The organism is Microbispora bryophytorum, assembly GCF_006874465.1.
Taxonomy (GTDB): Bacteria; Actinomycetota; Actinomycetes; order Streptosporangiales; family Streptosporangiaceae; genus Microbispora; species Microbispora bryophytorum.
The window spans coordinates 45,996-65,817 of sequence record NZ_VIRL01000014.1 but is presented as its reverse complement, the minus strand read 5'-3'; the positions used below and the strand labels follow the sequence as shown (position 1 = coordinate 65,817).

Sequence of the window (19,822 nt, the reverse complement as noted above, 5' to 3'; positions counted from 1 at the left end):
AGGGGAGACGTAGGGGGCTTTATCAGGGTTGGTCCGGATGCCCGGATGTGATCGTCCCGCGTAGGCTGTCGCCGTGTCCTACGTCTCCGATCTGCGGGTGGTCCTGCGAGGCCGAAACTTCCGGCGGCTTTTCGCCACTCGGCTCGTCTCGCAGTTCTCGGACGGGATCTTCCAGCTCGCCGTCGGCGGCTACGCGTTCTTCAGCCCGGAACGGCAGGCCAGCGCGACCGCCATCGCGGCGGGCCTCGCGGTGCTGCTCCTGCCCTACAGCGTCCTCGGGCCCTTCGTCGGGGTGTTCATCGACCGCTGGTCGAGGCGGCAGATCCTCGTCATCGCGCCGGTCGTGCGGGGAGTGCTGCTGGTGCTGGCCGCCGTCCTCGTCGCGGCGGGGGCCTCGGACGCCGTCTTCTACGCGGCGGCGCTCGGCGTCCTCGCGGTCAACCGCTTCTTCCTGTCGGCCCTCAGCGCGGCGCTGCCGCACGTCGTGCCGTCCGACCACCTGATGATGGCCAACGCGGTCACCCCCACCTCGGGCACGGTGGTGACGTTCGTCGGGGCGGGCGCCGGCGTCGCGCTCCGCATGATCGCCGGAGGGGAGGACACGGGCGTGGCCGTGCTCCTGGTCTGCTCCGGCCTCGTCTTCGGTCTGAGCGCGCTGATCGCGCGGACGATGGAGCGCTCCCTGCTCGGCCCCGCGTACGACCCGGACCGGCCGCAGGCCCGCGAGGCCGTACGGCACGTGCTCGCCGGGCTGGTGGACGGCGCGCGGCACCTCAAGCACCGGCGTTCGGCCGGGGCGGCCCTGAGCGGCGTCGCGACGCACCGCCTGATGTTCGGCATCTCGACGGCGGCCGTGGTGATGCTCTACCGCTACCACTTCACCACCGATGCCGACGACGCGCTCAAGGGCATCGCGCTCGTGCTGGGCGCCGTCGGCGCGGGGAGCTTCGCCGCGGTGGTGGTCACCCCGTGGGCCACCGAGCGGATCCGCATCGAGATCTGGGTGCCGATAATGCTCGTGACCTGCGGAGTCCTGGAGTTCGCGCTGTGCGCGACCTTCCGGGAGGGGGCGATCTTCGCCGCCGGGCTGGTGATCGGCGTCGCTGGACAGAGCGTGAAGATCTGCGCGGACACCGTCGTGCAGCGCGACATCGAGGACGCCTATCTCGGCCGCGCCTTCTCCGTGTACGACATGTTGTTCAACGGCATGACGGTCCTCGGCGCGGTGCTGGCGGCGGCGCTGCTGCCGGCCGACGGCAAGTCCTATCTCGCGCTCGCCGTGATCGGCGTCGGCTACCTGCTCGGCGCGGTGGTCTACCGGATGATCCTGCCCACCGCCGTACGCAGGCCGCCGGTCCCCGCCGCCGACTGAGCTCCGCAGGCTGGGCTCAGCAGGCTGACCTCTGCCGGCTCGGTCAGAGCGCCGCCGTGGCGGCGACCATGGCGGCGCTGATGCGGGCCACGTCCTCGGGCGTGCAGGCGTACGGCGGCATCGTGTAGATCAGGTGGCCGAAGGGACGCAGCCACACGCCGTGCCCCATCACGATGTCCTGAATTTTCGCGACATCGACGGGCTGGTCGGTCTCGATCACTCCGATCGCACCCAGCACCCGCACGTCCCGTACGCCGGGGGCGCCCGCCGCCGGGGCGAGGCCGTCGAGCAGCGCGGCCTCGATGCGCGCGACCTCCTCCCTCCAGGGCCGCTCGGCGAGCAGGTCGAGCGAGGCTCCGGCCACGGCGCAGGCGAGCGGGTTGCCCATGTAGGTCGGGCCGTGCATCAGCACACCGATGCGGTCGGCCACCCGCGCGGTGCACAGCGTGGCGGCCAGCGTCAGGTAACCGCCGGTGAGCGCCTTGCCCACGCACATGATGTCCGGCCTGATCCCGGCGTGGTCGCAGCCGAACATCTCCCCCGTACGGCCGAAACCGGTGGCGATCTCGTCGGCGATCAGCAGGATGCCGTGCTCGTCGGCCAGGTCGCGCAGCCGCCGCAGGTAGGCCGGGTGGGAGAACCGCATGCCGCCGGCGCCCTGCACGACGGGCTCCACGATGATCGCGGCGAGCCGGTCCGCGTGGGCCTCGACGGCCGCGGTGAGCTCCGCCAGATACGCCTCGTCGGGACCGGCCTCCTGGCTCCCGACCGGGCGGCGGCCGTAGTCGTGCGGCGGCACCGGCGCGAAGACGTGCCGCGGGAGCATCCCGCCGAACAGGTGGTGCATGCCGTTGACCGGGTCGCAGACCGACATCGCGGCGAACGTGTCGCCGTGGTAGCCGCCCCGCACGGTCAGCAGGGTCGAGCGCCCGCTGTACTGGACCGCCATCTTGATCGCGACCTCGACCGCGACCGAGCCCGAGTCGGCGAGGAAGACGCGGTCGAGCCCGGTCATCCCGGCCAGCCGGTGCGCGAGCCGTACGGCGGGCTCGTGGGTCAGGCCGCCGAACATGACGTGCGCCATGTCGTCGATCTGGTCGCGCGCGGCCCGGTTGAGCCGCGGGTGGTTGTGCCCGTGAATGGCCGCCCACCAGGAGGCCATGCCGTCGATCAGCTCACGGCCGTCGCCGAGCGTGATCCGCACGCCCCCGGCCCGCCGGACGACGTGCACGGGCACCCCCGACGGCACGGCCGTGTACGGATGCCAGACGTGCTCCCGGTCGAGCCGGAGGACCTCCCCGGCGTCCACCTACGAGACGATCCCGTTGTCGCGCGCCCAGGCGATCAGGGCCTGCCGTGCGGCGTCCTTGCCGATCATGCCCTGGTCCATGCGGATCTCCAGCATGTGCTTGTATGCGCTGCCGACGACCGGTCCCGGCGGCACGCCGAGGATCTCCTGGATCTCGTTGCCGTCCAGCTCGGGCCGGATCTTGGCGAGCTCCTCCTCCTCGGCCAGCCGGGCGATGCGCTCCTCCAGCTGGTCGTAGGTGCGCGACAGGGCCTGCGCCTTGCGCTTGTTGCGGGTGGTGCAGTCGGCCCTGGTCAGCTTGTGGAGGCGTTCGAGGAGATGTCCCCCGTCGCGGACGTAGCGGCGCACGGCGCTGTCGGTCCACTCCCCCGTCCCGTAGCCGTGGAAGCGCAGGTGCAACTCCACGAGCGTGGACACGTCGGACACCACGTCCTTGGGGAACTTGAGCTCGGTGAGCCGCTTCTTGGCCATCTGCGCGCCGACGACCTCGTGGTGGTGGAACGACACCCGGCCGCCGGGCTCGTTGCGCCGCGTCTTCGGCTTGCCGATGTCGTGCAGCAGGGCCGCCCACCGCAGCACCCGGTCGGGGCCGGCCGTCTCCAGCCCGATGGCCTGCTCCAGCACGATCAGCGTGTGCTCGTAGACGTCCTTGTGGCGGTGGTGCTCGTCGATCTCCAGCCGCAGCTTGGGCAGCTCGGGCAGGACGTGGGCGGCGAGCCCGGTCCCCACCAGCAGCGCCAGCCCGGCCCTCGGGTGCGCGCCGAGGATCAGCTTGTCGAGCTCGTCGCGGATGCGCTCGGCCGAGACGATCTCGATGCGGCCGGACATCGCGGTCATGGCCTCGACGACCTCACGGGCCACGGTGAACCCGAGCTGGCCCGCGAACCTGGCCGCCCGCAGCATCCGCAGCGGGTCGTCGTCGAACGACTGCTCGGGCCGGCCCGGCGTCCGCAGCGTCTTGGCGGCGAGGTCCTGCAGCCCGCCGTACGGGTCGACGAACTCGTGGCCGGGCAGGCGGACGGCCATCGCGTTGACCGCGAAGTCGCGCCGGGCGAGGTCGCCGTCGAGCGAGTCGCCGTACATCACCTCGGGCTTGCGCGAGGCGGGGTCGTAGGACTCGCTGCGATAGGTGGTGATCTCCAGCAGCCAGCCGCCCTTGCGCACGCCGACCGTGCCGAAGTCGATCCCGATCGTCCAGACGGCGTCCGCCCAGTCCTTGACCATCTCCAGCACCCGTTCGGGGCGGGCGTCCGTGGTCAGGTCGAGGTCCTTGCTCGCACGGCCGAGGAGAACGTCGCGGACGGAACCGCCGACCAGGGCCAGCTCGTGCCCCCGGGCCGAGAACAGCTCCCCGAGCTCGTCGGCGACCGGGGCGATCCGGCGGAACAGTTCGTTCACGGCGCGCTGCTGGCTGTCGCTCAGATTTGAAACGGACAAGGCTGGGTAGGTCCTTCGGTCACGGAACAGAGACTCCCCCGATGGCCCAGGTGATCAGGTGTCACTCAGGGGAGACACACCTGGCGATCACCAGGCTACGGACGGTTCGGGGGCGCTGGACGACGCAAGGAGCACACGAGATGAAAGACGCTCTCGCGATTCACCGCTGGCTCCTCGCCCACCAGATCCACCATGAGATCGTACGTCTTCCGCGCCCGTTGACATGCTCGGACGAGCTTCCCCAGGTGCTGGGGGTCACTCCAGAGAGATGCCTGTGCGTGTCGCTGTTCGAGGTGTCGGCGCGCGGGCGGACGCATGAGGTGGCCGTCGTGAGCGCCGTGAACTCCTGTCCCGGGCCGGCGGCGGTGGGCGCCGCCCTGCGCGCCCACAGGGTAACCCCCGCGTCCGCCTACACGGTGAACGCCGCGACCGACTACGCGCACGGCCTGGTCTGCCCGCTGCTGCTGCCCGACGATCTGACGGTCCTGGTGGACCAGCGCCTGCTGGGGCGCATCGATCCCGACGAGGTCGTCCACACCGCTACCGGCGAACGCCGCACCGCGTTGCGAGTGCGTGCCATCCACCTGTTCGACCTGGTGGCGGCCAAGCCCGTCGACCTGACCACCGCCCACAGGAGAGGTCCGGCGAGCCTCGTGAGTCCTATGCGGACCGCATAGCCAATAGCATTCTGGACGTGCGCCGTACCTCACCGCCGGCCGGCACATGATCCGTAAGGCCGCGCTGCTGACATTGCTGACCGCCCTGCTCGCCGTCCCCGCCGGCATGGCCGGTACGGCTGTCGCAGCGCCTCCTCCGGGTCGTGTCGCGGCCGCGGCTCCGGCCGACCCGCTCTTCGTCAGCGAGATCACGCCGGAGGTCGTGCGCGATGCCGCCGCCCCTGTAACGGTTGCGGGGGCCGTCACCGGCACGGCGGGGTCGTTCGTCCGAGTCGCCGTCCGCTATTCCCGGGACAGGCCGTTCACCTCCCGCGCCGAGATGGCGGCCTACCTGTCGGAGCAGGGGTACGCCACCACCAACTGGAGCACCAGGGTCCAGGCCACGCTGCTCGACCAGTCGGGAAAGCTTCCCTTCCGGTTCACCGTGACCCCCGCGGAGCTGGGCATGCCCCGGCCCGGGGTCTATCCCTTCGAGATCGAGGTGACCGACGCCGCCACCGGGCAGCGGCTCGGGATCGAGCGGACCTTCCTGACGTACGCCCCCAAGGGCGAGCAGATCCCCAAGGTCAAGCTGGCCGTCGCCCTGCCGATCGTGGACCGGCCCCACCGCGCCGACGACGCGACGTTCATGGACGACGACCTGTCCGCCTCGCTCACCTCCGGTCGCCTGGCGTCGCTGCTCCAGACGGCGCAGGACACCGGCGACGGGGTGACCTGGTTCGTGGACCCCGCCCTGCTCGACGACGTCCGCGTCCTGTCCTCCGGCCCCAGGAGCGTGCGCGGCACGCGCAAGAACGCCGACCCGGCCGCGGGCCAGTGGCTGAACGGCCTGCGCAGCGCGCTGACGGACAAGACCGTCGTCGCCACGCCGTACGCCGACCCGGACATGGCCGCGCTGGTCCACCACGGCCTCGACAAGCAGGCCGCGGCGTCCATCCAGCGCGGAGCGGCGCTCGCGACCGAACTGCTCGGCCGGGAGATCCACGGCACCACCGCGTGGCCGGCCGGCGGAAAGATCGACCGCGACGCGGTGGACGAACTGGCGATGTCGGGTGTGACGTCCGTGCTGCTGTCGGGAGACGCGCTGCCGCCGCGGGCCGCGAATCAGGACGCCACGCAGAACGGACAGGTCGTCCCCCCGCCCGCGCAGACCACTCCCGACGCGGCGGCCAGGCTCGACACCATCGCGGACAACCCGCTCACCGCGCTGCTGGCCGACCCCACGCTCAGCGCGGTCCTCGGCGGGAACGTGTCCGGCCCCGGCGCCGCTATGCTCGCGCGGCAGCGGTTCCTCGCCGAGACCGCGATGATCGCCTTCGAGCAGCCGGCCCAGCAGAACGGTCAGTCCGGACAGAGGGTCCAGAACGGGCAGACGGGGCAGGGCACGACGGCGAAGACGGCCTCGCGCACGGTGATCGCGGTCCCCCAGTCACACCTGTGGACGCCCGACCCGGCGTTCGTCTCCGGCCTCCTGCAGGCCGCCGCCGGCGCCCCCTGGCTGCGCATGACCTCGCTCGACTCGGTCAAGCCCGGCAGGGCCGGAGTGCCGCGCGCCGACCTGACGTACTCCGAGCACGACCGCCAGGCCGAACTGAGCCGCTCCTACCTCGCGACCGTACGCAAGCTGGAGCGCAAGGCCGACGCCGTCGCCACCGTCACCGAGGAGCACACGGACGTCTTCCACACGGCCATACTCCGGCTCGCCTCCGCCTCCTGGCGGGGCGACGGCAAGCGGGCGCTGTCCTTCGCCGGGCAGGTGCAGAAGGCGATCGACGCGCGCATCGACGACGTGTCCGTGCTCGACACCCCGCGCGCGGTCGCGGGAAGCAACGGCCAGGTCCCGGTCAGCGTGGCCAACAACCTGGACAAGGACATCCAGATCAAGGTCCGGGTCACCTCGGCCAGCAAGTCACGGCTCGCGATCGGCCGTCCCGGAGGGGTCTACCTGACCCCCACCACCACGATCCTCGCGGGGCGCAGCCAGCTCGTGAACGTGCCGGTGATCGTACGCAACGAGGGCGGCGACGCCAGCATCTCGGTGCAGCTGCTGACCGACGGGGACGAGAAGTACGGCAGCGCGGTGCGCGTCGTGGTGCGCGCGACGGGCTACACCGGGATCGCCCTCGTCATCGTGGGGGCGGCCGTGGTCATCATGCTGGCCGCCGTGGTGATGCGCATCCTGCGCCGCAGGTCGCGCAAGGCGTTCCCGTTCGGGCCGGACGACGAGGAGGGCCCGAACGGCGACCGGCAGGGAGCCGTTCCGGCCGAGCGCACCCAGTCGCCTTCGTCTGGGTCGCCGTAGTCTGGGTCGCCGTACTCTGGACCATCCTCACGTCCGGGACCACTGGAGGAAGGCGGCCACCCGATTCCGGCCGCCGTGAACCGAAGGACAACCATGAGCAGGATGCTGCGGGCCAGCGCGATCATGGCGGCCGGGACGATGGTCTCGCGGCTCACCGGCTTCGTCCGCACGGCGATGCTCGCCGCGGCCATCGGCACCGTCGCCCTCGGCGACGCCTACAACGCGGCCTACCAGATCCCCTACATCCTGCTGGACCTGCTGCTCCAGGGCGTCCTCAGCGCCGTGGTCGTGCCGGTGATCGTGCGGGCGCGCAAGCGGGACCCCGACGGGGGCCAGGCGTTCGAGCAGCGGCTGATGACGCTGGCCGTGGTGGTGCTGACGGCCGTCGCGGTGATCGGCGTGCTGCTGGCCCGGCCGATCATGGAGCTCTACACCGCCTCGAACTGGTCGGACGACAAGGTGGCGGTGGCCACCACGCTGGCCAGGTTCCTGCTCCCGCAGATCGCGTTCTTCGGGATCGGATCGCTGGCCGGGGCGATCCTGAACACGCGGGACAGGTTCGCCGCCCCCATGTGGGCGCCGGTGCTCAACAACATCGTGGTCATGGGCGTCCTGGCCGCCTACTACGCCATCGGGACGTCCGACATCGAGAAGGTGAGCGAGCGCGACCTCACGCTGCTCGGACTCGGCACCACCGCCGGCATCGTGGCCCAGGCGCTGGTGCTGATCGTCGCGCTGCACCGGGCCGGGTTCCGGTTCCGCCCGCGGTTCGGGGTGCGCAACACCGGGCTCGGCGAGGCGGCCAGGGCGGCCGTGTGGACGTTCGCCTTCGTCGGCATCAACCAGATCGGGTTCTGGGTCACCACCAAGCTCGCCACCGGCGCGGGCGACCGGGCGCCGGGCGCCGGCAACAGCGCGTGGGCGTACGCGTTCCAGCTCTTCCAGCTCCCGTACGGGATCATCGCGGTGTCGGTGATCACGGCGATGCTGCCCAGGATGAGCAGGCTCGTCGCGGACGGGGACCTCGCCACGGCCCGCGGGGAGTTCTCCTCCGGGGTGCGGCTGGTCTCCTCGGTCATCGTCCCCGCGGGGCTGCTGCTGATGGTGCTCGGCCCGGCGGTCACCACGCTGATCTTCTCGTGGGGCCACATGACGTCGGCCGACGCGATCTACATCGGTCACGTCCTGCAGGTGTTCGGCGTCGCGCTCATGCCGTTCTCGGTCTTCCAGCTCCTGCTGCGCGTCTTCTACAGCTTCGGCGACACCCGCACCCCCGCGATCATGTCGGGGGTGAACGTGGTCGTCAACGCGTCGCTCAGTCTCGTCGCCTACTTCACGCTCCCCGACCGGTACGTCGTCATCGGGCTGGCGTTCGCCTACCTGATCACGTACGTCGTGCTCTGCGGCGTCGCGTGGGTGCTGGCGAGCCGGAAGATCGGCGGGCTGGGCGGCCGGGAGATCGCCGCCGGCCTGGGCCGGATGTACGCGGCGGCGATCCCGGCCGCCGCGCTGGCGCTGGCGGTCCTGTGGCTGACCAGGGAGGTCGCCTCGATCACCCCGGTCACCTCGGCCGTGGTGCTCGTGGTGGGCGGCGGCGCCGGGCTGCTGCTGTACATGCTGGCCGCGCACCGGCTGCGGGTGCCCGAGGTCCGCTCCATCATTGGACTTGTCGCAAGCCGGGTAGGACGGTAAGAGTCCTCAAGAACGACCGGCAACTGGAAGGTAACGCGAAAGTCCGATTCGGACGTCTTCGATCGGGAAGGCGGGCACAAGCGGCACGGCACTAGCATGGTGCGCCAGGGAGTGTTGAGACACACCCAGGGAACGTCCCGCAGAACTTGCCCTACCGATGGATTCGGCCGGGCGGGCGACCGCGAGGCGGAGGAGGACCTGCGGCGGCGGCGCCGTGCGGGCCTGTTCCGGCCCCGCGGATGCTCGTCTCCGGGGTCTCCCCGACCCGGCGGTGCTCCGCTCGGCGACCACGGCAGGCAGGAGGTCTTAGGGGCGCGATCTGAGTTTCGGACCGGCGAGCGGAAGCGGGAAGGCGTGGGCGGAAGCACCCGGCATCGGCTGATGCATGCCGACGGGCCGCGGAGCGGGGCGACCGCATGAGCATGTCCACGGTCGAACCGGGGACCCGGCTGGCGAATCGGTTCCGCCTTGAGGACAGGGTCCACGAATCCGGTGGCGCGACCCTGTGGAAGGCCCTGGACGAGATCCTCGCCCGCCCGGTCGCGGTCCACACGTTCACGCCCGACTTTCCCCGGGTCCAGGAGGTGGTCACCGCCGCCCGCCTGGCGAGCCGGCTGACCGACCCCCGCCTCACCCAGGTCTTCGACGCGGCCGACGAGGACGGCACGGCGTACGTCGTGAGCGAGTGGGTCAGCGGAGACTCGCTCCTCGACCTGCTGGAGAGCGGGCCCGTCGAGCCCGAGCGGGGTGCGGCCCTGGTCGCCGAGGCCGCCGAGGCCCTGGCGCACGCGTACACGGCCGGGCTCACCCACCTGCACCTGACCCCCGGCCGCCTGGTCTGGACGAGTGGCGGCACGGTCAAGCTCCTCGGCCTCGCCGTCGACGCCGCGATCCTCGACCTGAGCAGCGAGGAGCCCGCCCGGGAGGACGCCGAGGGGCTGGGCCGCCTGCTCTACGCGGTGCTGACCGGTCACTGGCCGGGCGACTCCGACTGCGGGCTGCCCCCCGCGCCCCTGGACGACGGCAAGATCTGCACGCCCCGGCAGGTCACCGCCGGAGTCCCCGGCTACCTGGACGCCATCACCTGCCGCGCGCTGCTGCAGGAGCCGCGCCGGGGGCAGCCGCCGCTGACCACCCCGGCCGCCGTGGCCGAGGCACTCGCCGAGGTGCCCCGTCCCGCGCCGGCGCCGGTCACCACCGCGCCGCCCGCGCTGAACCTGCGCAGCGAGGCGCCGGACGGACTCGGCCGGTCGACCATGCCGCCCCGCGTGCCGTCTCATCTGGCACATCAGATGGCGATGACCTCACCGCCGCCGCTGCCGCCGCCGCGCCCGCAGACCGGCGCCGCGAGCAAAGTCCTGCTGACCGTCATCGTCCTGCTCGTGATGGCGGCCGTCGGCGTGGGCGCCTGGACCGTGGGCAAGAACCTCGGCAACACCCCGCGGGGCGTGGCCCAGTCGGACTCCGGCGCGTCTCCCTCCCCCTCCCGCAAGCCGGTCACGGTCAAGCCGGTGAGCGCGACCGGGTTCGACCCCCTCGGCACCGACCGCGCGGAGAAGCCGGAGATCGCCCCCCTCGCCATCGACGGCAAGCCGTCCACCGACTGGCACACCGACAGCTACAGCACCACCGACCTGGGTCGGCTCAAGGACGGTGTCGGGCTCCTCCTCGACATGGGCGAGCCGATCCCCGTCGCCGACGTGGTCGTCTCCCTGGGTAACGCGGGCGGCGCGACCGTGCAGCTCAAGGTGGGCGACGCGGCGGAGCTGTCCTCGCTCAAGACGGTGGCGGAAAAGAAGGGCGCGTCGGGTTCGGTGACGCTCACCCCGGAAAAGGCCACTACGGGTCAGTACGTTTTGATCTGGTTCACCCGGCTTCCCCCCTACAACGGGCAGTATCGTGGCACTATCTACGACGTAACTGTGCATTCCCCAGGATCGGCATAGCAGGGACTTGTGAATTCCCCACCAGACAATCCCCCTCCGGCTGAGCACGCGCGACGCGCGATGTCCGATGCCGATCTGCTGGCCCGTCACCTCGCCGGCGACCCTCACGCGTTCAGCGAGATCGTCAGGCGGCACCGCGACCGCATGTGGGCGGTCGCCCTGCGCACGCTCGGCGATCCCGACGAGGCCGCCGACGCCGTCCAGGACGCGTTCGTCTCGGCGTACCGGAAGGCGGGCAGCTTCCGCGGCGAGGCGGCGGTCACGACGTGGCTCCACCGCATCGTGGTCAACGCCTGCCTCGACCGCATGCGCCGCAAGTCGGTGCGCCCGGTCGCCGACGACGAGCTCATCGAGGCCGTGGAGCGCGAGGTCCCGGCCACCGACCAGGCGAGCGAGCGCGAGGTCTCCCTGGAGGTCACGGCGGCGCTCAAGCTGCTGCCGCCCGACCAGAGGGCGGCCCTCGTGCTGGTCGACATGATGGGGTACGCGGTGGACGACGCGGCGGCGGTGCTGGGCGTCCCGCCGGGCACCGTGAAGAGCCGCTGCGCACGGGGCCGCGCCAAACTCGCCCCGATTCTTTCGCATCTGCGGAACCGATCCGACCTGACTCGCGTCTCATCCGGGAAGGGAGCAGAACTTCGTGACGGGTGACACGCACTACGACCTGGAGGTTCTCGCCGAACTGGCGGAGGGTCTCCTCGACGACACGACGGCCCGGCGGGTCCGTGAGCATCTCGCGGTCTGCGACCCCTGCGGGGAGAGCCTTGCCGACCTGGCCGCGGTTCGCGAGGTCCTGGCGGCGATGCCGGTGCCGGCGATGCCTCTGGGCGTCGCCAGGCGCATCGACCAGGCGCTGGCCGCCGAGGCTCCGGACTGGAACCGCGTCCTGCGGGACGCTCCATGGGACAGCGCTCCACAGGAGATCGCCCCATGGGACAGCACTTCATGGGACGACGTTCCGTGGGAGACGGCCGAGCCTCCGGTCGCGACCCCGGTGGGGACCACCGTGAACAGCGCTGTGGAGACGCACGCGGAGCCGGAACGCGAGCCGGTGGCCGCGAGTGCGACCGCGGCTCCACTGGGTGTCGTCGCCGACGACGGAACGATCGTGCCGGCCAGGCGCCGATCCGGAACGCGTACGGGGGGGCGCAAGGCGTCCAGGCGGCGCACGTGGGCGCTGCCGGCCGCGGTCGCCGCGGCGGCGGCCGTCGTGATCGGGAGCGGCGGTCTCGCCACCGGCCTGCTCTCGTTCGGCGACTCGCCGTCCCAGCAGGTGGTGAGCCAGGGCGACCCCGCCCAGAGCCCGGCCAAGGTGGAGGCGCTGACCTACTCGACGTACGCCAGCGGCCACAACTACACCAGCCGGGAGCTGCGCGGGCCGCTGCTGGGGTACTTCGGCGTGGCGCCCGGCTCGGGCACCAACGACGACGAGGACCTCGACACCTGCGTCAAGCGGTTCTCGACCCAGCTTGACCGCGCGCCGATCGGCGTCGACAAGGCCCTCTACAACGGCAACGAGGCCACGGTCATGGCATTCTGGGAGGACAAGAGCAGCAACGCCGTCCGAGTGGTCGTGGTGGACTCGCAGTGCCACAAGCTACGGCCCGAGGTTCTGGCCTCCTGGAAATGACCACACGGCGCGAGCCATATCATCATCAGTGACGAAGCCCCCCGCGACCTCCGGGGGGCTTCGCCGTATCGGGGGTTCGCGCGGGAATGACCGGGGCCTAGGATCTGTTGACGGCACTGCATATCAACCGGGAGCGAAGAAGGCGGGTCCGTTGAGCGACGTTCGTAACGTGATCATCATCGGGTCGGGGCCGGCCGGCTACACGGCGGCCGTCTACACCGCGCGTGCGGACCTCAAGCCGCTCGTCTTCGAGGGGTCGGTCACCGCCGGCGGGGCGTTGATGAACACGACCGATGTGGAGAACTTCCCCGGGTTCCCCGACGGCATCATGGGCCCGGACCTCATGGACAACTTCCGCAAGCAGGCCGAGCGGTTCGGCGCCGAGCTGGTGGCCGACGACGTGGTCGAAGTTGATCTCGAGGCGAACCCGAAGGTCGTCAAGACCTACACCGACACCTACTACGCCAAGGCCGTGATCCTGGCCACCGGGTCGCGCTACCGCGAGCTCGGGCTGGAGAACGAGAAGCGGCTGTCGGGACGCGGCGTGTCGTGGTGCGCCACCTGTGACGGGTTCTTCTTCCGCGACAAGGAGATCGTGGTCGTCGGCGGCGGCGACACGGCGATGGAGGAGGCCATCTTCCTGACCCGGTTCGGGAAGTCGGTGACGATCATCCACCGCCGCGACTCGCTGCGCGCCAGCAAGATCATGCAGGATCGGGCGTTCGCGAACGAGAAGATCCGCTTCATCTGGGACAGCGAGATCGTCGACGTGGTCGGCGAGGAGCGCGTCTCCAGCGTCCGGCTGCGCAACGTCAAGACCGGCGAGGAGTCCGACCTGCCGGTGGGCGGCCTGTTCGTCGCGATCGGGCACGAGCCGCGCACCGACCTGCTCAAGGGCCAGATCGACCTGGACGAACAGGGGTACATCGAGGTCGATGCGCCGTCGACCCGGACGAACATCGACGGGGTGTTCGCGGCCGGCGACGTCGTCGACCACTCCTATCGTCAGGCGATCACGGCGGCCGGGACCGGCTGTGCGGCGGCGCTGGACGCCGAGCGCTGGCTGACGCTGAACGCCTGAGTCCCGGCATCGGGAATGCGGGGACCGTCCCCGCGGTTGACTGCACCGCCACACCACTCATGCAAGGGGAGAGATACCGTGGGCGCGATCAAGAGCGTGACGGACGCGAGCTTCGAGGCCGAGGTCCTCAAGAGCGACAAGCCGGTCCTGGTCGACTTCTGGGCCGAGTGGTGCGGTCCGTGCCGTCAGGTCGGGCCGATCCTCGAGGAGATCGCCGCCGAGAACGCCGACAAGCTGACCATCGTCAAGCTGAACATCGACGAGAACCCGGTCACGCCGCGGGACTACGGTGTGCTCCAGATTCCGACGATGAACGTCTATAAGGGTGGCGAGGTCGTCAAGCAGATCATCGGCGCCAAGCCGAAGGCGATGCTGCTGCGCGAGCTCGACGGCGTCATCTGACGCCGTTCCCGCCGGCACCACCCGAAGAGCCCCCCGTGCGTGCGGCGCGGGGGGCTCGCGCGTTCTCCGGTGCCACCTTGGACCTGGCGGGACCCGTGCGGGAGCTATGTGGGATGTGCGTTGTGCCGACTCCTGTGGGACTCCTGTGGAACTCGTGGGACGGCCGGAAGCCCTCTCAGACGGGCCGCAGGGCCCGCTCGGGGGACATCGATCCCAGCAGTCGCTCCAGCGCCACCTCGACGTCCTCACGCCACGACACGGCCGTCTTGAGCTCCAGCCGGAGCCGGGGGAAGCGCAGATGCGGACGCACGGTCTTGAACCCGACCGACAGCAGATAGTCCGCGGGCAGCACGCAGCCGCCCGGCTGCTCCCACTTCAGGTCGCCGAACGCCTCGATCGCCCGAACACCGCGGCGGGTCAGGTCCTTGGCGACGCCCTGCACGAGCATCCGGCCCAGCCCCCCGCCGGTGAACTCCGGCACGATGTGCGCGGTCATCAGCAGCACGGCGTCCGAGCTGACCGGCGAGGTCGGGAACGCCACCGAGCGCGGGACGTACAACGGCGGGGCGTAGAGCACGAATCCGGCCGCCACGCCGTCGACGTAGGCGATCTTCCCGCAGCTCCCCCATTCGAGGAGGGTCGCGGAGATCCACGCCTCCTTCTCCAAGCCCGGGTCGCCCGCCTCCACGGCGCGCTCGCCGCTGACAGGGTCGAGCTCCCAGAACACGCACCGCCGGCACCGCCGCGGCAGGTCATCGAGATTGTCGAGGGTGACATTGACCAGCCGACGCGACACGTGATGCCCCAATCCCCGTCAGGAGTCCTGCCAGAAAAGCGCGCGAATACGGCGTCTCCAGCTCGCATCGTAACTCAGCGGAAGGGCGGGAGCGGGTGTGCCACAACGTTCACCGGCGCCCGTTAAAGGGGTTGGCCGGACCGAAACCAGTGGTACGGGAATGCAAGAAAAGGGGCCCTTGATGGTCAATACCCTGTTGTGATCGGAGTGGCGCGTTACCGTACTCTGGATTTCTCGGCTACGTGATCGGAGGTGGACCGTGGCACAAGAGCTAGATCACGGTCGGACGAACGTGACCCATGGGTCGCGCATTGACGCCTACGTCGACAGGTACGCCGCCCGCGCTGCCGGGATGGTCGCCTCCGAGATCCGAGCTCTCTTCGCCGTCGCATCGAGGCCCGAGGTGGTCTCGCTCGCCGGCGGCATGCCGTACGTCAACGCGCTCCCCCTCGACCTCGTCAGCGAGCTCGTCGCCGACCTGGTCACCTCGCGCGGCTCCGTCGCCCTGCAGTACGGCTCCGGGCAGGGTGACCCCGCCCTGCGCGAGCAGATCTGCGAGGTCATGCGCATGGAGGGCATCGAGGCGAACGCCGACGACGTGGTCGTCACGGTGGGCTCGCAGCAGGCGCTCGACCTGATCACCCGGATCTTCATCGACCCCGGCGACGTCGTGCTCGCCGAGGGACCCTCGTACGTCGGGGCGCTCGGCACGTTCAGCGCCTACCAGGCCAAGGTCGTGCACATCGCGATGGACGACCAGGGACTCATCCCCGAGTCCCTCGCACAGACCATCTACGCGCTCCAGGCGGCCGGCAACCGGATCAAGTTCCTCTACACGATCCCCAACTTCCAGAACCCGGCCGGCGTGACGATGAACGAGGTGCGCCGCCGCCAGGTGCTGGAGATCTGCCGCCGCGCCGGCGTCCTCGTGGTGGAGGACAACCCGTACGGCCTGCTCGGCTTCGATGGGGAGCCGATGCGGGCGCTGCGGGCCGACGACTCCGAGGGCGTCGTCTATCTCGGCTCGTTCTCCAAGACCCTCGCCCCCGGCTTCCGCGTCGGCTGGGCCCTCGCTCCGCACGCGATTCGCGACAAACTGGTCCTGGCGATGGAGTCGGCGGTGCTGTCGCACTCGTCCTTCACCCAGCTCGCCGTCGGCCAGTACCTCGCCACCCAGCCGTGGCGCGAGCAGATCAAGTCGTTCCGTGAGCTGTACCGCGAGCGGCGTGACGCGCTCCTGGGCGCGCTCGATGTGCTCATGCCGCCCGGCTGCACGTGGACCCGCCCCGCCGGCGGGTTCTTCGTCTGGATGACGCTCCCCGAGGGGCTCAACTCCAAGGCGATCCTCCCCCGCGCCGTCGCCGAGCGGGTCGCCTTCGTGCCGGGCACCGGCTTCTACTCCGACGGCGGCGGCGCGCGGAACATGCGCCTGTCGTTCTGCTACCCGGAGCCGGACCGCATCAAGGAGGGCGTGCGCCGCCTGGCCGGTGTGATCGAGCAGGAACTCAGGCTGCGGGACACGTTCGGCACGGGCTCCACGCCGGGACACGCCGGCGTCGACACTCCCGGCCCGGATCTCGCCTAGACACGGTACGGCCGCTGCCCCCAGCGACGGAGGAGCCGCCCATGGCACCGCCCATGGGCGGCTCCGGCTGCACGTGCGACCTTGGCTGAGACGCGGTGCCCCGGCGCGGCGGCACGGGCAGGGCACTAGCCTGTTCAGGCTGGCCGTACTGACTTCTCGAGGCGAGAAAGGCCCTCTTCGTGACCGAGCGAACGATGACCCAAGGATCGCCCCCTGCGCGTCCGTGGAGGGGGACGCGATCCGGGCCGGGTGATACCGACCACCGCTGGACCGCAGCCGGTGCCGTGGTGGAGCACATCGGCGGTGAGACGCCATGAGCGATCTGGGCCACGTGCTCATCCTCGCGGGAGGGCTCTCCTACGAGCGTGAGGTCTCCATCCGTTCGGGACGCCGCGTCGCCGAGGTGCTGCGGGCGGCCGGGGTGGACGTGGAGACGCGCGATGCCGACTCCACCCTCGTGCCCGCCGTGCTGGCCGACCCGCCGGACGCGGTCTTCGTCACCCTGCACGGCGGCGCCGGAGAGGACGGCGCCATCCGCTCGGTGCTCGAACTTCTCGACGTGCCCTACGTCGGAGCGACGCCGGACGCCTGCCGGGTCGCCTTCGACAAGCCCACGGCGAAGGCGGTCGTCCGCTCCTGGGGGCTGAACACGCCCGACTCGGTGGCGCTGCCCAAGGAGACGTTCCACGATCTCGGTGCCGCCGCCGTGCTCGCCCGCATCATCGACCGGCTCGGCCTGCCGCTGTTCGTCAAGCCCTCGCGCGGCGGCTCCGCGCTGGGCGCCTCCATGGTGCGCACGGCGGAGGAACTGCCCGCCGCGATGGTCGGTTGCTTCGCCTACGGCGACACCGCGCTCATCGAGCGGTATGTCGAGGGCATCGAGGTCTCGGTCTCCGTGGTGGATCTCGGCGACGGGCCGGTCGCGCTGCCGCCCGTGGAGATCGTGCCCGACCGAGGCGTGTACGACTACGCGGCCCGGTACACGGCCGGGCACACCGAGTTCTTCGCACCGGCCCGGCTCTCCCCCGAGGCCACCGAGGCGTGTGCGGGCATGGCGGTCGCCGCCCACACCGCGCTCGGTCTGCGAGACATCTCCCGCACCGACATCATCGTCGACGCCGCCGGCAAGCCGTACTTCCTCGAAGTGAACGTCGCCCCCGGCATGACGGAGACCTCTCTGCTGCCCATGGCGGCGGAGGCTGCGGGGCGCGATCTCGGCACGCTGTGCAAGGGACTCCTGGAGCTCGCCGCCACCCGAGGCTGACCCCGCCGCGGTTTCACGTGAAACAGCCCCCTCCGGGCGAGCCTGGAGGGGGCTGTTTCGTTCCCAAGACCGTGCTTCCAGAAGGCGGGGTCGAGTGGGGGCCACGAACCTTGGCCGGGACGGTCACGGCGCCGGACGGAATCTCCGGTCCTCGCTATCCCCCTCCGCTTCCGCTCAGAAAAATCCTCGCAGGCGCGGAATCTCCGCAGAGGGGGCACCAGGGCCTTCGCCGCTAAGTGGATCCTTGACTGTCGATCCTTTCCGCTCCGCTCCCTCATCCCGGGGATCGTCGGTGCCCGGCGCACCAGAGGGATCTGACGAGCGACACCCGCCACCACGGCGGCCGCAGAAGGGGTTCCCCCAAGAGCGCCCGTGTGTCCGCACGGTCTTCCGGAGAGACGGCTGAACGCCAGGCGGGACAGGACGGAGGCGAGTCCGCTCGCCGTGGCTCCGCCCGTGGCGGCTTACCCGTGACCCCAGCAGACTCCCACCCGGCCGGGCCGTGACCCCCTCCCCCGGCGGGCCGTACGTGCCGGTGGCGTTTCAACCTTCGGGCAGCGCCACAGAGACAGCCACACGTGAGAAGGGCGGTCCGGCCGCCGTCATCCCGTCATCCAGCCGCCGTCGTCCAGCTGTCGTCATTCCGCCGGGCTGTCTTGTGGCCGTCATTCCACCGGGCCGTCAAGGGCGGCGGCGCCAGCCGGCCCAGCGCACCCTACACAGGCGACTCCCCTCAGGTGACCGTGCCGCCAGCACCCACAACCTCCCAGGTGCCGTGGTCCCCCCGACGGCATGCGCGGCGACGTGCGCGGCGACGGCCGTCGCGACCACCGCCGGTGCCGCACGTGCGCGGCAGCAGGGATGGGCGGAACCGGCGAACGCGTGGGCCGACATCGACCTGGTCGCATCCGACCTGGCGCATCCAACCCCTTTAAGGGGTGCCCATGCCTAAGGGGTGCCCATGCAGCCGCCGTCGAGAGAGCGGATGCGAGACGGATCGCCTGCCATATCGGCCCCGGCGCAGCCAAGGAGGAGCATGGGACGTGATGTTTCACGTGAAACCTGCGGCAGAACGCGGATGCCACCGCGAGCCTCTGCGGTCACTCCGCCGCGATACCCCTGCTTCGCATCGCGTGAGCGGCCTCCGGCGCCATCGTGTCGATGATGCGCTCCAGGTCGTCGATCGTGGAGAACTCGACCACGATGCGCCCCTTCCGGCTGCCGAGATCGACCTTCACCTTCGTCTCGAAGTGGTCCGACAACCGATTCGCCAGGTCGCTCAGCGCCGGGGCGGTCGGCTTCTTCGCTCGGGGCTTGCGTGGAGCCGGCCCAGCGGTGGCCTCGCCCAGAGCCACGATCTCCTCTACGGTCCGGACAGACAGCCCCTCGGCCACGATCCGCGTCGCCAGCCGCTCTTGCGCGGCGGGGTCGTTCAACGCCAGCAGCGCTCGCGCGTGCCCTGCGCTGATGACCCCGGCCGCCACCCGGCGCTGCACCTCGGGAGGAAGGTTCAGCAGTCGCAGGGTGTTGCTGATGTGCGACCGTGACCGTCCGACCTTCCCGGCGAGCACCTCGTGGGTGGCCCCGAAGTCGTCCAGAAGCTGCTGGTAGGCCGCCGCCTCCTCCAGCGCGTTCAGCTGCTCCCGCTGGAGGTTCTCGATGAGCGCCTCACGGAGCATCTCGTCGTCCTGGGTGCTCCGGACGATCGCGGGGATGCGGTTGAGCCCGGCGATCTGCGAGGCGCGCCACCTCCGCTCCCCCATGATGAGCTCGAAGCGGTCGTCCTCCAGAGCGCGGACGACGACCGGCTGCAGCAGGCCGACCTCCCTGATGGATGCCGCGAGGTCGTCCAGCCGGTCCTCGTCGAACACCTCACGCGGTTGCCGCGGGTTCCGGGAGATGGAGTCGACCTCGATCTCCTGGAAGTAGGCGCCCTCTACCGGACGCAGGCCCACCCTGTCCGTTCCCGGCGCGGCCGACAGCGGGCCGGCGGGCGGAGCGCTCGCCGCGGACGCCGGATCGACGATCGGTCCTGTGGGGATCAGAGCCCCAAGACCCTTGCCCAGTCCCCGACGCTGCTGGCTCACCGCTGCTCCTTCATAACCGCACAGAAGGCGGTGCCCAGCAACACGGAGTCACTGGGCACCGGCACGCACACACCAGGAGAGAGTACCGCTGTGAAGCCCCGCCTTGAGTCTCCGTGCGCCCAGCCGTGCGCGATTCCACCGTCAGCCCCCGCGCGTGTCCCGGCATGCGGAGCGGAGCGGGTGGGAGCGAGGACCGTCGCGAACGCCCAGCGGAGCGGGTTTCACGAGGACCGAAGCTTCTG

15 protein-coding genes are annotated in these 19,822 nt (G+C 70.8%); 11 read left to right on the top strand and 4 right to left on the bottom strand.

Translation table 11 applies throughout. The features are described from left to right. The first annotated feature begins 73 nt into the window (after nucleotides 1–73). The gene (locus FLX07_RS23470; RefSeq protein ID WP_142573398.1) at nucleotides 74–1,372 is read left to right on the top strand and encodes an MFS transporter; all 1,299 of its coding nucleotides are present in this window, start codon (nucleotides 74–76) and stop codon (nucleotides 1,370–1,372) included. A 43-nt stretch (nucleotides 1,373–1,415) separates the two neighbouring features. On the opposite strand, the gene FLX07_RS23465 is transcribed toward FLX07_RS23470, so the two are convergent. Beyond that, nucleotides 1,416–2,681, bottom strand: a complete 1,266-nt coding sequence (locus tag FLX07_RS23465) for an adenosylmethionine--8-amino-7-oxononanoate transaminase (protein ID WP_142573396.1) — start codon at nucleotides 2,679–2,681, stop codon at nucleotides 1,416–1,418. After that, nucleotides 2,682–4,118 carry a CCA tRNA nucleotidyltransferase gene (locus FLX07_RS23460; RefSeq protein WP_142573394.1) on the bottom strand — a complete coding sequence of 479 codons (1,437 nt, stop codon included), beginning with the start codon at nucleotides 4,116–4,118 and terminating at the stop codon, nucleotides 2,682–2,684. It abuts the gene before it with no gap. 140 nt (nucleotides 4,119–4,258) lie between these two features. Here FLX07_RS23460 and FLX07_RS23455 point away from each other — a divergent pair, with 140 nt between their 5' ends. The 8 genes from FLX07_RS23455 (at nucleotide 4,259) to trxA (ending at nucleotide 13,848) form a co-directional block, all read left to right on the top strand. After that, the gene (locus FLX07_RS23455; RefSeq protein WP_142573393.1) at nucleotides 4,259–4,795 is read left to right on the top strand and encodes an aminoacyl-tRNA deacylase; all 537 of its coding nucleotides are present in this window, start codon (nucleotides 4,259–4,261) and stop codon (nucleotides 4,793–4,795) included. Nucleotides 4,796–4,841: 46 nt separating this feature from the next. Then, on the top strand, nucleotides 4,842–7,097 hold the full coding sequence (locus tag FLX07_RS23450; protein WP_142573391.1) for a DUF6049 family protein: 2,256 nt from the start codon (nucleotides 4,842–4,844) through the stop codon (nucleotides 7,095–7,097). A 93-nt stretch (nucleotides 7,098–7,190) separates the two neighbouring features. Then, on the top strand, nucleotides 7,191–8,789 hold the full coding sequence (gene murJ, locus FLX07_RS23445) for a murein biosynthesis integral membrane protein MurJ (protein WP_142573389.1): 1,599 nt from the start codon (nucleotides 7,191–7,193) through the stop codon (nucleotides 8,787–8,789). A gap of 416 nt (nucleotides 8,790–9,205) precedes the next feature. Further along, the gene (locus FLX07_RS23440) at nucleotides 9,206–10,735 is read left to right on the top strand and encodes a protein kinase family protein (protein ID WP_142573388.1); all 1,530 of its coding nucleotides are present in this window, start codon (nucleotides 9,206–9,208) and stop codon (nucleotides 10,733–10,735) included. A 60-nt stretch (nucleotides 10,736–10,795) separates the two neighbouring features. Further along, nucleotides 10,796–11,386: an RNA polymerase sigma factor SigM gene (gene sigM / locus FLX07_RS23435; protein ID WP_142573386.1), complete on the top strand. Its 591-nt coding sequence runs from the start codon at nucleotides 10,796–10,798 to the stop codon at nucleotides 11,384–11,386. Continuing rightward, the gene (locus FLX07_RS23430) at nucleotides 11,376–12,365 is read left to right on the top strand and encodes an anti-sigma factor family protein (RefSeq protein WP_142573384.1); all 990 of its coding nucleotides are present in this window, start codon (nucleotides 11,376–11,378) and stop codon (nucleotides 12,363–12,365) included. Before sigM ends, FLX07_RS23430 begins: the two co-directional genes overlap by 11 nt. A gap of 151 nt (nucleotides 12,366–12,516) precedes the next feature. Then, on the top strand, nucleotides 12,517–13,446 hold the full coding sequence (gene trxB / locus FLX07_RS23425; protein WP_142573382.1) for a thioredoxin-disulfide reductase: 930 nt from the start codon (nucleotides 12,517–12,519) through the stop codon (nucleotides 13,444–13,446). Between the two features lie 78 nt (nucleotides 13,447–13,524). Next, complete coding sequence (trxA, locus tag FLX07_RS23420) at nucleotides 13,525–13,848, top strand: thioredoxin (RefSeq protein ID WP_030508599.1); 324 nt, start codon at nucleotides 13,525–13,527, stop codon at nucleotides 13,846–13,848. 175 nt (nucleotides 13,849–14,023) lie between these two features. On the opposite strand, the gene FLX07_RS23415 is transcribed toward trxA, so the two are convergent. Further along, nucleotides 14,024–14,644 carry a GNAT family N-acetyltransferase gene (locus tag FLX07_RS23415; protein ID WP_142573380.1) on the bottom strand — a complete coding sequence of 207 codons (621 nt, stop codon included), beginning with the start codon at nucleotides 14,642–14,644 and terminating at the stop codon, nucleotides 14,024–14,026. A 352-nt stretch (nucleotides 14,645–14,996) separates the two neighbouring features. On the opposite strand from FLX07_RS23415, the gene FLX07_RS23410 reads away from it, so the two are divergent. Beyond that, nucleotides 14,997–16,229, top strand: coding sequence for an aminotransferase-like domain-containing protein (locus FLX07_RS23410; RefSeq protein ID WP_142573690.1), 1,233 nt, complete (start codon nucleotides 14,997–14,999; stop codon nucleotides 16,227–16,229). 313 nt (nucleotides 16,230–16,542) lie between these two features. After that, nucleotides 16,543–17,493, top strand: a complete 951-nt coding sequence (locus tag FLX07_RS23405) for a D-alanine--D-alanine ligase family protein (RefSeq protein WP_142573378.1) — start codon at nucleotides 16,543–16,545, stop codon at nucleotides 17,491–17,493. Between the two features lie 1,100 nt (nucleotides 17,494–18,593). Here FLX07_RS23405 and FLX07_RS23400 read toward each other — a convergent pair. Continuing rightward, nucleotides 18,594–19,580: a ParB/RepB/Spo0J family partition protein gene (locus FLX07_RS23400; RefSeq protein WP_142573376.1), complete on the bottom strand. Its 987-nt coding sequence runs from the start codon at nucleotides 19,578–19,580 to the stop codon at nucleotides 18,594–18,596. Nucleotides 19,581–19,822 lie beyond the last annotated feature (242 nt).